This is a genomic window from Pseudomonas citri (assembly GCF_025336485.1).
Classification (GTDB): Bacteria; Pseudomonadota; Gammaproteobacteria; order Pseudomonadales; family Pseudomonadaceae; genus Aquipseudomonas; species Aquipseudomonas citri.
Genome location: NZ_JAODAB010000047.1, coordinates 1 through 15100, shown reverse-complemented (window position 1 = coordinate 15100; position 15100 = coordinate 1). Strand labels below are relative to the sequence as shown.

2 protein-coding genes are annotated in these 15100 nt (G+C 66.1%); both read right to left on the bottom strand.

The annotated features are described in order from the left end of the window. A partial coding sequence (locus N4Q37_RS27405; RefSeq protein ID WP_260963317.1) for a non-ribosomal peptide synthetase occupies positions 1-9758 on the bottom strand: 9758 nt, incomplete at its 3' end. Positions 9759-9761: 3 nt separating this feature from the next. Further along, on the bottom strand, positions 9762-15100 hold a 5339-nt coding region (locus N4Q37_RS27400), incomplete at its 5' end, for a non-ribosomal peptide synthetase (RefSeq protein WP_260963316.1).

The following is a 15100-nucleotide window of genomic DNA, read 5'->3' as shown; positions in this document are numbered from 1 at the left end:
ACCAGCGGGTTGGCATCGAAAGCCGCATCGTCCGCCGCTTGCAACGATTCCACGATGTCCAGCAGCAACACCGGCAGTTCCCCGGACGGCAGGGCGAGCGCCGACTGGGTCAACAGCGCCCGCGGTTGGCTGTCCTGCAACATGAACGCCATGCGCTCGGCCGGGTGGGCCGGGTCGATGGGCACATAGGCTGCGCCGGCCTTGAGCACACCCAACAGGCCGACGATCATCTCCAGGCTGCGCTCGGCGCAGATCGCCACGCGCTGATCGGGCTGCACGCCGAGGTCGAGCAGTTGCCGGGCGAGGTGGTTGGCGCGGCGATTGAGCTGGCGGTAGCTCAACTGCCGGTCTTCGCAGACCAGGGCGACGGCGTCGGGGTTGGCCTGTACCTGGGCTTCGAACAGGTGGTGGATCGGCTGCGCGGGGCCGAAATCGGTGGCGGTGTGGTTGAAGTCATCGAGCAGCAACTGGCGCTCGCTGGCGGGCAGTACGTCAAGGCTGCTGGCGAGGCGCTCAGGAGACTGCTCCAGGGCGTCCACCAAGGCGGCTACGGCGTGCGCCAAGTAGGCGGCGATGCGTTGCGGGTCGATGCCGGTGATGGACTGGGCGGTGAGGGAGAACCCGCTGCCCACGTTCGCCACGGCAATTTCAATCGGGAAGTTGGTGCGGGTTTCCGAGGCGATGAATTGCATGCCTTCCTGCTCGCCCATGTCTTCGAGGTTTTCGCCGGAGGCGTTCACCAGGTCGCCATGACGGCAGTTGAGGATCACCGTAAACAACGGCAACGACGCATCCACCGCGCTGCACCGCTGGGCCAGGGCCAGCGAGGCCTGTTCGTGGGTCAGCAATTCGCTGAGCTGCTGATAAGCATCACGGACGATGTCGCCCACCGTGTTCTGTTGCAAGCGAATGCGCATCGGCAAGGTGTTGATGAACATCCCCAGGGCATGGTCGGCGCCAGCGGTGCCTTGGGAGCGTCCCGACAACACCGTCCCGAAAATCCCGTCGTCGCGGCCGCTGGTGGCGGCGACCACCAGGCCCCACGCCGCGTGGAACAGCACGGAGGTCGGCACGCCTTGCCGGCGCGCCGTGCGATGCACCTGGGCACTGAGCTCGTCGCCCAGATGCTTGACCGCACGCTTGATCCCGGCGCCGTTACCCCGCACATCCAGGACGCCGTAAGGCGCGGTGGTGGCGTCGACATCGGCCAGCAGGCCACGGAAGTAGGCTTCGTGGTCGGCCTGGGACACGCTGGCGGCCTGGGCGATGAAGTTACGGTACGGCTGGGACGGTGGCAGGCTGTCCGCCTGGCCGGCCAGGATGGCCTGGATTTCCAGCATGATCAGGCGCAGGGTCACGTTATCGCTGACCAGGTGGTGGTCGAGCAACGCCAGCAACCATTGCCCCCGAGGTTCGTCGCAGATGATGTACGCCGCGATCAACGGAGCCCGTTGCAGGTCCAGCCGCAGATGGTGGGTGTCGGTGTTGTCCCGCAGGATCTGCAAGGCGTCTTCACCTGGGAAGCACTCCAGGGTCACCACCGGCAGTTGGGCCTGCCGATGGACCACCTGCACCGGTTGCGGCAAGCCCTGCCAGCGCAAGGCCGTGCGCAGGATGTCGTGGCGGTCGATGACCCCTTGCACGGCGGCCAGGAAATCGTCGAGCAACTGGCGGCGATTGAACGTCACCACGGTGCGCATCAGGTAGGCGTCGCCTTCCGATTGCAGCAAGTGGTGGAACAGAATGCCCTCCTGCAATGACGACAGTGGGTAGATGTCCTGCACATTGGCCGCGCCACCGGGCACGTCGGCGACGATCTGCTCGATTTCTGCCTGGCTGAGAGTCACCAGCGGCAGCATCTGCGGTTCGATGGCCGTGCAGTCGGCAGGAATCAGGTTCTGCGGGACGACCCGCCGGGCATTGTCGTTGCCGCCGAGTACCGCCGCCATGGCCTTGAGCGTCGGGGCGGAGAACACCGTGCGTACATCCAGTTGCAGGCCAGCCTGGCGCAGGCGTTCGATCAGGCTGATGACCAGGAACGAGTGGCCGCCCAGTTCGAAGAAGTGGTCCTGGCGACCCACGCGCTCAACGCCAAGCAACTCCTGCCAGGCGTTCGCCAGGGTCCGTTCGATGTCTCCCAATGGCGCTTCGTAATGGGCGTTCACGGCGGCGGACAAATCCGGCGCCGGCAACGCGTTGCGGTCCAGCTTGCCGTTGGTGGTCAGCGGCCAGGCATCGAGTATCACAAAGGCGCTGGGCAGCATGTGCTCGGCCAGCGCGGCGGCCAGTTGACTGCGCAATGCCGACGCTTGCGGGACGCTGCCGTCATGGGCGATCAGGTACGCCACCAGGCGTTTGTCGCCAGGCGCGTCTTCGCGCACGATCACCAACGCTTCACGGACCTCGGCACAGGCCAGCAACTGGGCTTCGATTTCGCCCAGTTCGATGCGGAAACCGCGGATCTTGATCTGCGAATCGTTGCGTCCGACGTAGACGACACCGCCATCGTTGCGATAGCGGGCAATATCGCCGGTGCGATACAAGCGGGCGCCGGGCTCTGCGGCATAAGGGTCGTCGATGAAGCGTTCGGCGTTGAGCGCGTCGCGGTTCAGGTAGTGGCGGGCCACGCCGGCGCCGCCGATGTAGATCTCGCCATTGACCCCCACCGGCACCGGTTGCCCGTAGTCATCGAGGATGCGCAGGCACAGGTCCGGCAATGGCGGGCCGATCAGGCTCGGTGCACCGCTGTCGATCTCGCCCTGGCTGATCGGGTAATAAGTGGCGTGCACGGTGATTTCAGTGATGCCGTACATGTTCACCAGGCGGGTGCGCGACAGTGCCGTGCGGGCTGTCCAAGGGCGCAGGCTGCGGAAGTCCAGGGCCTCGCCACCGAAGATCACTTCGCGCAGGGCGTGCTCCTGGTCGCTGCGCAGACGGGCTTCGATGAATTGCCGGAAGGCGCTCGGCGTCTGGTTCAGGACGGTGACCTGCTGCTGGCAGACCAGTGCATAGAAGTCGTCCGGCGAACGGGCAACGTCGCTGGGTACCACCACCAGCTTGCCGCCATAGGTCAGTGCCCCCCAGATTTCCCAGACCGAGAAGTCGAAGGCAAAGGAGTGGAACAGCGTCCACACGTCCGCGGCACCGAAATCGAACAGTCCGGCGGTGGCGTCGAACAGTCGCGCAACGTTGCCATGTTCCACCAGCACGCCCTTGGGCAGGCCGGTGGACCCGGAGGTGTAGATGACGTACGCCAGGTGCCGCGACGTCAGACCGAGGTCGTTGGCTTGCGGATTGAGCTCCAGGGATTCATCGGCCAGATCCTCGGCCGCGGCGTAGTCGGTGTAGTCATCGAGGCTCACCACCGGCACCGCGTGCGCCGGCAGGGCGTCGAGGCAATCCGGTTGGGCAAGCAACGCCACGGGAGCGCTGTCGCCCAACAGATAGCCCAGGCGATCGGCGGGGTAGGCCGGGTCCAGCGGCACGTAGGCCGCTCCGGCCTTGAGCACGCCAAGCACCGCACAGACCATTTCCACCCCGCGTCGGGCCAGGATCGCCACCCGATCGTCCGGACGTACACCTTGGCTGAGCAAGGCCCGGGCGATACGGTTGGCGCGACGGTTGAGTGCCTGGTAGGTCAATTCGGTGTCACCAAAGACCAGCGCTGTGCTCTGCGGGTGGGCCGTGGCGATCTGTTCGAAGCGTTGGTGAATCAATTGCCCAGGCGTGAACACGGCCTCGGGTGGCAGCGTCGCCGGGGAGGCCTGGCGCTGGGCCGGGCTGAGCAACGGCAGGCCGAGCACCGGTTGTTCGACATCCTCGACCATCGCGGCAAGCAGCGTCTGGAAGTGCTGGGCGAAGCGCTCCACGGTGGTGCGGTCGAACAGGTCGCTGGCGTACTCGATCACTCCGGCCAGGGTGCCGCCGTCGTTGCCCAGGGTCAGCATCAGGTCGAACTGCGCGGTTTCGTGGGCCTGGGCCACGGGTGTCAGGGTCAGGCCGGGCAGGCTCAGGTCGCCACCGCCGGGGGTGTTGTCCAGGGACAGGGCCACCTGGCACAGCGGGTTGTGGCTCAGCGAGCGCGGTGGCTGCAGGGCTTCGATGACTTGTTCGAAGGGAATGTCCTGGTTTTCATGGACGGCCAGGGTGGTCTGTTGCACCTGTTCCAACAGTTGGGCCACGCTTGGGTTGTCTGCCAGGTTCACCCGCAGGGCCAGGGTGTTGACGAAGAAGCCGATCAGGTTTTCGGTTTCGGTACGACCGCGGTTGGCGGTTGGCACGCCGATGACCACATCCCGTTCGTTGCCCAGGCGCGCCATGAGCACCGACCAGGCGCTGAACAACGCCATGAATAACGTCACGTTGTGCTGTTGGCAAAAGCCTTCCAGGCGCTGGCGCAAGGCCGGGGCGATTTCCACCGGCACGTCGCCGCCCCGGTAGCTTTGCATCGCCGGACGCGGGCGGTCGGTGGGCAAGGACAACAACGCCGGCGCACCGCCCAGGTGTTCACGCCAGAAATCGGCCTGGCGCTCCAGGCGTTCACCGTTGAGGGCCTGGTGCTGCCAGGCCGCGTAGTCGGCGTACTGGATCGGCAACGCTGGCAACGGGTCGGCCTGGTCCTGGCTGAACGCGCGGTACAGGGCGGCGAGTTCCTTGACCAGCACACCCACCGACCAACCGTCGGAGATGATGTGGTGCTGGGTGATCAGCAGGAGATGTTCGTCGTCGGCCAGGCGCAGCAGGCGACCGCGAATCAGCGGCCCCTTGTTCAGGTCGAAGGGCGCCAGGGCCTCGCTGTTGCCGATGCGTGCAGCGCTCTGGCTGGCCTGTTCGTAGGGCAGCGAGCGCAAGTCTTGTTCGGCCAGGGCGAAGCCGCTGTCCGCTGGGGCGATGATCTGCACCGGCTGTTCGCCGTGGCGGGCGAACGTGGTGCGCAGGCTTTCGTGCCGCGCGACTAACCGATCCAGCGCCGCCTTGAGCGCGGCCCGGTCGAGTTCGCCGCGCAGCAGCAGGGCCGCGGGCATGTGATAAGCGCTGCCCGCGCCCGAATCGAGCTGGTCGAGGAACCACAGGCGTTGCTGGGCAAAGGACAGCGCCAGCGGTGCGCTGCGGTCGGCGATGCCGATGGCCTGGGCACCGATGCCCGGGAGATCGCCCACCACTCGCGCCAGCTCTGCCACTGTCGGATGGCTGAACAACTCACGCAACATCAGCTCGCCGCCCAACTGTTGGCGCACCCTGGAAACCAGCTGTGCGGCCAGCAGCGAGTGACCGCCCAAGTCAAAGAAACTGTCAGCGCGACCTACGCGTTCCAGGCCCAGCAGCTCCTGGAAAATGCCGGCCAGGGCGATTTCGGTGGGGCCTTCGGGGGCGACATAGCCGCGCTCGGACATGGCGTCCAGGTCCGGAGCCGGCAGGGCCTCCTGGTCCAGTTTGCCGTTGGCCGTCAGCGGGTAGGCGGACAGGCTGACGAAAGCGCCAGGAATCATGTAGTCGGGCAGGGTCGCGCCCAGTTGCTTGCGCAACGCCCCCACCTGCAGTGTGGTTCCGGCGCGGGGGATCAAATAGGCGATCAGGCGTTTGCCCTGGTTCGCGTCGTCCCGGGCCAGCACCCGCGCTTCACGCACGCCGTCGCAGGCCAGCAGCTTGGCTTCGATTTCCCCCAGTTCAATACGGAAACCGCGGATCTTCACCTGGGCGTCCATCCGCCCCAGGTGCACGATCTCGCCGTTGTCCAGCAATTTGCCCAGGTCGCCGGAGCGATACAGCCGCTCGCCGGGGCGGAACGGGTCGGCAATGAAGCGCTCGGCACTCAGCGCCGGACGGTTCAGGTAACCTCGACCGACCCCCAGCCCACCGACACAGATCTCACCGGCCACACCCACCGGCAGCAATTGCTGGCGAGCGTCGAGCACATAGGCCACGGTGGTGGGAATCGGCCGTCCGACATTGGAGACGCCAGCGGCGATGTCCGCCGCACCGATGGCCTTGTAGGTGACGTGCACGCAGGTCTCGGTGATGCCGTACATGTTCACCAGGGTGACGTGGCCGAAAGCCCGATGGAAGGCGTCGAGCTTGCCCAGTTCCAGGCTTTCCCCGCCGAAGATCACGTAGCGCAGCCGCTCCAGGCGTCCGTCGGCCGCCAGGGCCGCCGCGCTGAGTTGATGGAACGCCGACGGTGTCTGGTTGAGCACCGTCACCTGTTCGTTTTCGAGGAAGTCCAGCAGTTGTGCCGGGTCGCGGCGCAAGGCTTCGGGGACCAGGGTCAGGCGGGCGCCGTAGAGCAGGGCGCCGAAGATCTCCCAGACCGAGAAGTCGAAGGCATTGGAGTGGAACAGCGACCAGACATCGTCGGCGCTGAACTGGAAATCCAGCCGATTGTTGTGCAGCAGGCGCACGACGTTGCGGTGCTCGAGCAACGCGCCCTTGGGCTCTCCGGTGGAGCCGGAGGTGTAGATCACATAGCACAGGTGGTCCGGGGCGCTGATGTTGGGCAGGTTGGCGGCATTGACGGCGTCATCCGCGCAAGGCTCCACGACTTCAACGCCAAGGGCCCGCAGCGCCGGGCCCATGTCCTGGCGAGCGATGGCCTTGCGTGCGCCGCTGTCGCGCAGCACGTAGGCGATGCGTTCCGCAGGCGAGCCTGGATCGATCGGCACGTAGGCGCCGCCAGCCTTGAGCACCGCCAGGGTGGCGATGATCATCGGCAGCGAGCGCTCCAGCGCGATTGCCACTAGTTCCTGGGGTTGCATGCCCGAGGCGCGCAAGCGGTGGGCGAGGCGGTTGGCCTGTTCATTGAGTTGGCGATAGCTCAGGCGTTCCTCGCCCAGGTTGACGGCGATGCGTTCGGGATGCTGGCGTGCCTGCTCTTCGAATAGCTGATGCAGGGTCAGGGTCTCGGGCCAGGCCGCTTCGCTGTCGTTGAAGTCGAGGATTTGCCGCTGCCGCTCAGCCGTGTCCAGCAGGGCAACGTCGTCGACACGTTGCTGCGCATCCTCGACGAAGGCTTCCAGCAGGCGCACGTAATGACGCATCAGTTGCTGGATGAATTCGGGGTCGAAGAATTCCGCGTTGTACACCAGGTGGCCGGTCCACTGCCGTTCACCCGCCGACATCAGCAGGTGCAGGTCGTTCTTGCCGTAGCCCAGGTTGGTTTCCAGGGTATTGATCGCCAGCCCCGCGACCAGGGCATTGTCGTCGGCCGCCTGCTGGAAATTGAACAGCACGTCGAACAGCGCGGTGCGGCTCATGTCCTTGGCCGGATTGAGCGCCAGCACCAACTGGTCGAACTGCATGTGCCGGTGGCGCAGACCCTGGCTCAGGTTGGCGGCCGTCTGTTCCCAGAGCTGTTGCAGGGTGGTGTCGCTGGTGCACAGGTCACGCATCACCAGCAGGTTGTCCAACGGCCCGACGACGTCCCGCAGCGCGGGCTCGCGGCAGGCGGCCGTGGTGCCGATCACCAGCTCGTCGTGTCCGGCGTAGCGGCGCAACAGGGCGGCGAAGGCGCTGAGCGCCAGGCTTTCACAGCTCACGCCAACGCCCCGCGCGAGGGTTTCGAGGCGTCGTACCAGGGTCGGTTCAAGGGCGAAGTCGTGGGTCGCTTCGGCAAACACATGCACCGCTGCCCGTGGACGATTCAATGGCAGTTCCAGGGCTTGCAACTTGCCGCGCAATTGGTAGGCCCAATAGGCCCGCAGGTTTTCCAGCACCGCCGCCGGCAGGTTGCGTTGCCAGGCGGCAAAATCGCTGTAGTTCAACGCCAGGGCCGGCAGTTGGGCGTTGCGTTCGGCGCAAGCGGCCTCATAGAGGGCCAGCAGGTCACGCTTGAGCAATTGCATGGAGGTGCGGTCGGCCAACAGGTGATGCACCGCAATGCCCAGGACGGCATGGTGGTCATCGGCCCGTACCAGGCTGGCGCGGACCAGGCTGGCGCCGTTCATGTTCAATGGGCGGCGGGTTTCGGCCAGGGCCCGGGCCTTGAGGTCGTGCAGGTTCGCTTCGATCCTTTCGAGCTCAAGGGTGGCCGGCCCGTCGAATTGCTGCCAGGCATGGCTGCCGTCGCTATGGACGCGGCAGCGCAGGATTTCGTGACGCGCCAACAGCCCGTCGAGGGCGGTTTGCAGCGCCGCTTGATTGAGTTCGCCGGTCAGTTCCAGCAGCAATGCGATGTTGTGATAGACCGGGTTGGCGTCGTACAGGTAGCCCGTCTCGAAGGTGTCGACGAACCACATGCGTTCTTGGTGGTAGGACAGCGGCATCTGCTGCGGCGCCGGGGCCTGGGCGATGACGTCGGGCAGGGCCAGGCTCGGGTCGAGCTGCAGCGCGCCGATGCGCGTGTCCGGGGTTTCGGTAAAGCAGCGCAGCAGGTGCTCGAATCGTGCCGCGAGGCGCTCGATGGTGGTGGCGTCGAACAGCGCGGTGGAATACGACAGGCTGCACGACAGGCGCGGGCCAGCTTCGTCGATGTGCAGGGACAGGTCGTGCTGGGTGTTGTCTTTGCGCGATGGCAGGAACTCCAGGTCCAGCCCCGGCAATTGCAACTGGCCCCCGGCGCCCCCGGCATTGGTGTAGAGCATGGTCTGGAACACCGGGCTGTAGCTGGCGCTGCGCGGTGGCTTGAGGGCTTCGACCACCAGCTCGAACGGAGTGTCCTGGCGGCTGGAGGTGTCCAGCATCAGGTGCTTGACCTGTTGCAGCACCTGGTCGAGGGTCGGGTTGGCTTCCAGGCGGATGCGCAAGGCCAGGGTGTTGACGAAGAAACCGATCAAGCCCTGCACGTCCTGCCGGTCGCGATTGGCGGCGACGGTGCCGATCACCAGGTCCTGCTGGCCGCTGATCCGCGCCAGCAGGACCGCCCAGGCGGCCATCAGGGTCATGAACGGCGTGGCGGCGCGTGACTGGGCGAATTGGACGATGGCGTTGGACAGCGATGCGGGCAGGTCGAACCCGAGGGTTTCCCCGCGATAACTCTGTACCGCCGGACGGGGGCGGTCGGTAGGCAGCGAAAGCAGGGCCGGGGCGCCCGCCAGATGGGCGCGCCAGAATTCCACTTGTTGGTCCAGGCGTTCGCCCGCCAGGTGCTGGCGTTGCCAGGTTGCGTAGTCGGCGTATTGCAGGGCCAGGGGCGGCAGTGGATCGGGCTGCCCCGCGCTGAAGGCCTGGTACAGCGCGGCGAACTCCTTGACCAGCAGGCCAATGGACCAGCCGTCGGAGATGATGTGGTGCTGGGTGATCAGCAGCCTGTGCTCGTCGTTGGCCAGGCGCAGCAGGCTGCCGCGAATCAGCGGCCCGTGCAGCAGGTCGAACGGCCGGGCGGCTTCGTCTTCGCTCAATTGCGCCGCCTGGCGTTCAGCCTGCTCCCGTGGCAGGTGGCGCAGGTCGTGTTCCACCAGGCTCAAGCCACAATCGGCCGGCGCGATGACCTGGACCGGGTGTTCGCCGTCGCGGCGGAAGGTGGTGCGCAGGCTTTCATGCCGCGCCACCAGCCGGTCGAGCGCGGCCTTCAGTGCACCCAGGTCGAGGGTGCCGCGCAGCGACAATGAAGCGGGCATGTGATAAGCGGCACTGGCGGTCGGGTCCAGTTGATCGAGGAACCACAGCCGTTGCTGGGCGAACGACAGCGCCAGCGGGCCTGTGCGATCGACGCCGGGCATGTCGTCAGGAGCGGTTTCGATGACCCGTGTTGCGCCGCGTTGCTTGAGCAGACGCAGGAGTGCGGCACGTTTCAACTGGTCGAGACTATCGTTATGTTCGTTCAATTGTTAAGCATCCTTGGAGACGATAGCGAGCAGTTCGCTTTCAGACAGCGAAGCCATTTCTTGTTGCAGGTCGAGCAATTCATCCGACTCGTACTGCGCCAGTTGCAGGGTGGTGATCAGGTCGGCCAGGGCCAACAGCGACGGGTGTTCGAACAGCCCCCTGAGGGGCACCTCGACGCCGAAGGTTTCCCGCGCCCTGAGCGTGACCTGTACCGCCAGCAGCGAGTGACCGCCGAGTTCGAAGAAGTCGTCGTGCCGACCAACCCGCTCCAGGCCCAGCAGGTCGGCCCAGATCTGCGCCAGCAGTTCTTCGGTTTCGCCGTTGGGGGCTTCGTACTTGCGGTAGGCGAAGTCCTCGCTGCGCGGCGCGGGCAGGGCGCGGCGGTCCAGCTTGCCGTTGGGGCTCAACGGCAGTTGCTCGACCACCACGAACGCCGCCGGGACCATGTAGTCCGGCAACTGCGAGGTCAGGTACGGGCGCAAGGTGCTGCTGGCATTGCGCCCGGCCAGGTGCGGTTCGACGCTCAGGTACGCCACCAGGCGCATGGCCCCGGGTGAGTCTTCGCGAGCGATGACGGCCGCTTCGCGCACACCCGGCAGGGTCAGCATCAAGGCTTCGATTTCACCGGGCTCGATGCGGAAACCGCGGATCTTGACCTGCTGGTCGTTGCGCCCGAGGAACTCCAGCACCCCATCGGCGCGCATGCGCACCAGATCGCCGGTGCGGTACATCCGCGCCTCGTCGTCCAGGCCGAACGGGTCGGCGAGGAAGTGCTCGGCGTTCAATTGCGCACGGTCCAGATAGCCCCGCGCCACACCGGCACCGCCCACGTACAGTTCGCCCGGTACGCCGAGCGGCACCGGTTGGCGCTGTTCGTCGAGCACGTACAGGCGGCTGTTGGGAATCGCCCGACCGATCGGCACCGTGCCCTGGTCCTGAGGTGTGCAGCGATGCACGGTGGCCCAGACCGTGGCTTCGGTGGGGCCGTATTCGTTGAACAGGGTGATCGCCGGCTCCAGGCTCGCGCATTCCTGCACCAGCTGCGCCGGGCAGGCTTCACCGGCGACAATCATTTCCCGCAGGCTGCCATGACCGCGTTCGCTGGCAAGGCTTGCCAGCACCAGACGACCCAGGGACGGTACGCACAGCAATGTCGTGACGGCTTGTTCGCCAATGAAGCGGGCAATGGCCAGCGGATCGCGAGCGATGTCGGCCGTCGGGATGCACAAGGTGCCGCCACTGGTCAGGGTGCCGAAGATTCCGGCCACGGAGCTGTCGAAGGCAACCGACGAGAGCAACAGGAAACGCTTGTCGGTCGATGGTCCATACACCGTGCGCCGGGCCAGCGTCGAGGCGACCAGGTTGCGGTGCTCGATCATTACCCCCTTGGGTTTGCCGGTGGAGCCGGAGGTGTAGATCACGTAGGCCAGGTGCGTCGGGGTCAGGCCGGTGGCGTCCCAGCGTGGATCGCGGGTGCTCGTCTGTGCCACCACTGCCTGTTCGATGGCCAGGTAGCGGGTGCCCTCCTGCAGCGTGCCGACGGCTGCGCGACCGACCGGATCGGCCAGCAGCAGGCGCGGCCGGGCATCCTCGACAATCGACGCCAGGCGCTCGGCCGGATAGGTCGGGTCCAGTGGCACGTAGGCGCCGCCGGCCTTGAGAATGCCCAGCAGGCCGCTGATCATCGCCGCGCCGCGTTCAACGCAGATCGCCACCAGATCGCCGGGCTGGACTCCGCTGGCGATCAAGTGATGGGCCAGGCGATTGGCTTGGGCATTGAGCTCGGCGTAAGTGAAGGCCTGCCGGGCGTCGACCAGGGCGCAGGCGTCCGGCGTGCGCAGGACTTGCTCTTCGAACAGGTGCTGGATGCACAGGTGCGTCGGGTAGTCCTCGCGGGTCTGATTGAAGGTGTCCAGCAACAGGGTGCGTTCCTGGGCAGGCAGGACGTCCAGTTGCGTGAGCGCGATCCGTGGCGTGTACATCAAGGCCTGGGTCAGTTGCTCCAGGGCGCGTTGCATCAGCGCGCAGATGCGTTGCGGGTCCACTGCCCGGACGCTCTGCACGGTCAGGCCCAGGGCATCGCCGTAATCGTTGACCGATAGGGTAAGCGGGTAGTTGGTCCGCTCGGCGCTGTTCAGGATGCGCATGCCCGGCCATTGCAACTGGCTGTCATCGCGCTGGTGGCGGTAGTTGAGCAGGGTGGTGAACAGCGGCAAGGCGCTGGGCACGTCGCTGCAACGTTGGGCCAGGGCCAGGGAGGCCTGTTCGTGGGCCAGCAGTTCGATCAGGTCGCGGTGGGTCGCCAGGACCTGGTCATTGGCGCCAGCATCGGCCAGTCGGACCCGCACCGGCAAGGTGTTGATGAACACCCCCAGGGCCCGTTCGGCGCCCGCCGAGCCTTGTAGGCGCCCGGCGACCACTGTGCCGAATACCACGTCGTCACGGCCGGTGCAGCGGGCCAGCACTTGCGCCCAGGCCACGTGGAACAGCGCCGCCGGGGTGATGCCGCGTTCCCTGGCCTGGGCCCGCAGGCGCAGATTGAGTTCAACGCTCAGTTGCACGCTGGCTTCTTCGATGTGATTGCCATCGCCTTGCACTTCGAGCAGATCGAAGGGCGCGGTGGGTGCGTCGACGTCGGCCAGTCGACGGCTGAAATAGGCCTCGTGGACCTTGTCCGGGGTGGCCTGGGTCTGGGCGATGAAGTCGCGATAGGGCTGCGGTGTGCCCAGGCTGTCGCCTTGGTCGTGGAGGATCGCATGGATTTCTTCCAGGACGATTTCCAGGGTCACATGGTCGCTCGCCATGTGGTGGTTGAGCAGCGCCAGCAACCAGCGTTCGGAATGCGGATCCCGGGCGATGCAGGCACGCATCAGAGGTGCCTGGCGCAGGTCAAGGCGCAGTCGCCGTGGGTCGCTCAGGGCCTGGAGCTGGCTGAGTGGGTCCTGGTGGCTGTCCAGCGTGATGCTGTGCACCGGCAGGCGTGCCTGGCGTTGCACCACTTGCACTGCCTGGGGCAAACCGTCCCACTGCACGCAGGTGCGCAGGATGTCATGGCGGTCGATCACTTTCTGAAGTGCATCGAGGAAAGCATCGAGACGCGGACGGTCATCGAATTCGAGCATCGAGCGCACCAGATAAGCGTCGCCTTCGTGTCCCAGCAGGTGATGGAAGAGGATGCCTTGTTGCAGCGGGGCAAGGGGGTAGATGTCCTGCACGTTGGCGGCGCCGCCAGGCACGGCCGCAACGAGGCGTTCGAGCTGATCCACCGTCAGTTCCACCAAGGGCAACATGTCCGGCGTCAGGGCGGTGCAGTCGGCCGGGATGCGGTTGGCTGGGGCCTGGAAAGCCGTGTTGGTGGCATCCGTCAGCGCCGAGGCGAGGTCTCGCAGGGTCGGTGCGCCGAAGATGCTGCGCACGTCGGCGTTCAGGCCGTGTTCGCGCAGGCGTTCGATCAGGCTGACCGCCATCAGCGAATGGCCGCCGAGTTCGAAGAACCCGTCGTGACGGCCAACCTGTTCGAGGCCCAGCAGTTGTTGCCAGATACCGGCGATGGTCTGTTCCACCGTCCCTTGCGGTGCCTCGTACGCCTGGCTGGCGTAGGCGTCCTGGTCCGGCTCGGGCAGGGCGCGGCGGTCGAGCTTGCCGTTGGGCGTGAGCGGCAGGGTGTCCAGGACCACGAAGGCGCTGGGCACCATGTGCTCGGGCAGGCGACCGAGGAGTTCGGCGCGCAATGCTGAGGCGGCTGCCGGTTCGCCGCACAGGTAGGCCACCAGGCGTTTGCCGGACGAGTGCTCACGGGCAACAACAGCGGCTTCGCGGACACCGGCAAGCGTGGCGAGGGCGGCTTCGATTTCCCCCAGCTCGACGCGCAGGCCACGGATCTTCACCTGATCGTCGTTACGTCCCAGGTATTGCAGGGTGCCGTCGGGCAGCCAGCGGCCGATGTCGCCGGTCTTGTACAGGCGGGCATCAGAGCGCTCGCTGAACGGGTCGGCGACGAAGCGTTCGGCACTGAGCTGCGGCAGGTTGAGATAACCGCGTGCCACACCGACGCCACCGATGTGGATCTCACCGGGGACGCCCACCGGCACCAATTGGCCGTAACTGTCCAGCACATGCAGTTGCATGTTGCGGATCGGTCGGCCGATGGGGATCGAGCGGTGGCGGTAGGTGTCCAGATCGGTGTCGGCGGTGTACCAGGCGACCACGTCGCTGCACTCGGTGGGCCCGTAGCTGTTGATGATCGCCGGCCGTGGCAGCGGCAGTTTTTCCAGCATGGCTATCTGGATCGGCTCGCCACCCAGGACCACCCGTTTCAGGCAGCTCAGGGCCTCGTGCCGGTCGGCGTCCACCAGTGCGTGGAAGGCGCTGGGGGACATGTTCAGGTGGGTGATGCCCGCCTCGGCGATCTGGACGACGATGGCGCTTGGGTTGAACGGTTCTTCGGCCAGGTGCAACGAGGCACCGACCATCAGCGGGGCAAGGATGTTCTTCTGAGTCAGGTCGAAGTTATAGGACGAGGCCAGCAACACCGCATCGCCAGCGTGGAACGCCAGGTCGTCGAGGTACCAGTCCAGCAGGTTGCGCAGGCCGCGATGTTCGACCATCACGCCTTTGGGCAAGCCGGTGGAACCGGAGGTGTAGATCACGTAGGCCAAGTGATCGAATGTCAGCGTCGTGACCGACGGATTGTGAGTCGGGGCTTGCAGCAGCGCCGCGCTGCCCAGGTCGAGCGTCGCCAGGTCTTGGGGCACCGGCAGCGCCAGGTCCTGTTGGCGAACCAGTGCCCGAGGCTTGCTGTCGGCCAGCATGTGGGCCAGGCGTTGCGCCGGGTATTGCGGATCGAGCGGAACGTAGGCCGCACCGGCCTTCAGGATGCCCAGCAAGCCGATCACCATTTCCGGACTGCGCTGTGCACACAGGCCAACGGTGTCGTCGGGTTGTACGCCCAGTGCGATCAGTGCATGGGCGACGCGGTTGGCCTGGGCATTGAGCTCGGCGTAAGTAAGAGTGTGTCCGCTGCCGACCAGGGCTGTGGCGTGCGGGGTACGACTGGCCTGGGCCTCGAAGACCGCCTGGGGGAAACGGCTCGGGCTTTCGTCCAGGGCCGCACCGGTCGGGTTGAACGTCTCCAGCAGTTCCCGGCGTTGCGCTTCATCCAGCAGGGGCAGGGTCGCCAGCGGCTGGCTGGCATCGTCGAGCAGCGCGTCGAGCAGCTGCAGCAAGTGCCGGCCCCAACGGGCGATGGTGCTTTCATCGAACAAGTCGGTGGCGTACTCGAACTGGCCGCTGATGGTTTCGCCGTCATCGTTGAGGGACAGGCTCACGTCGAACTGGGTGG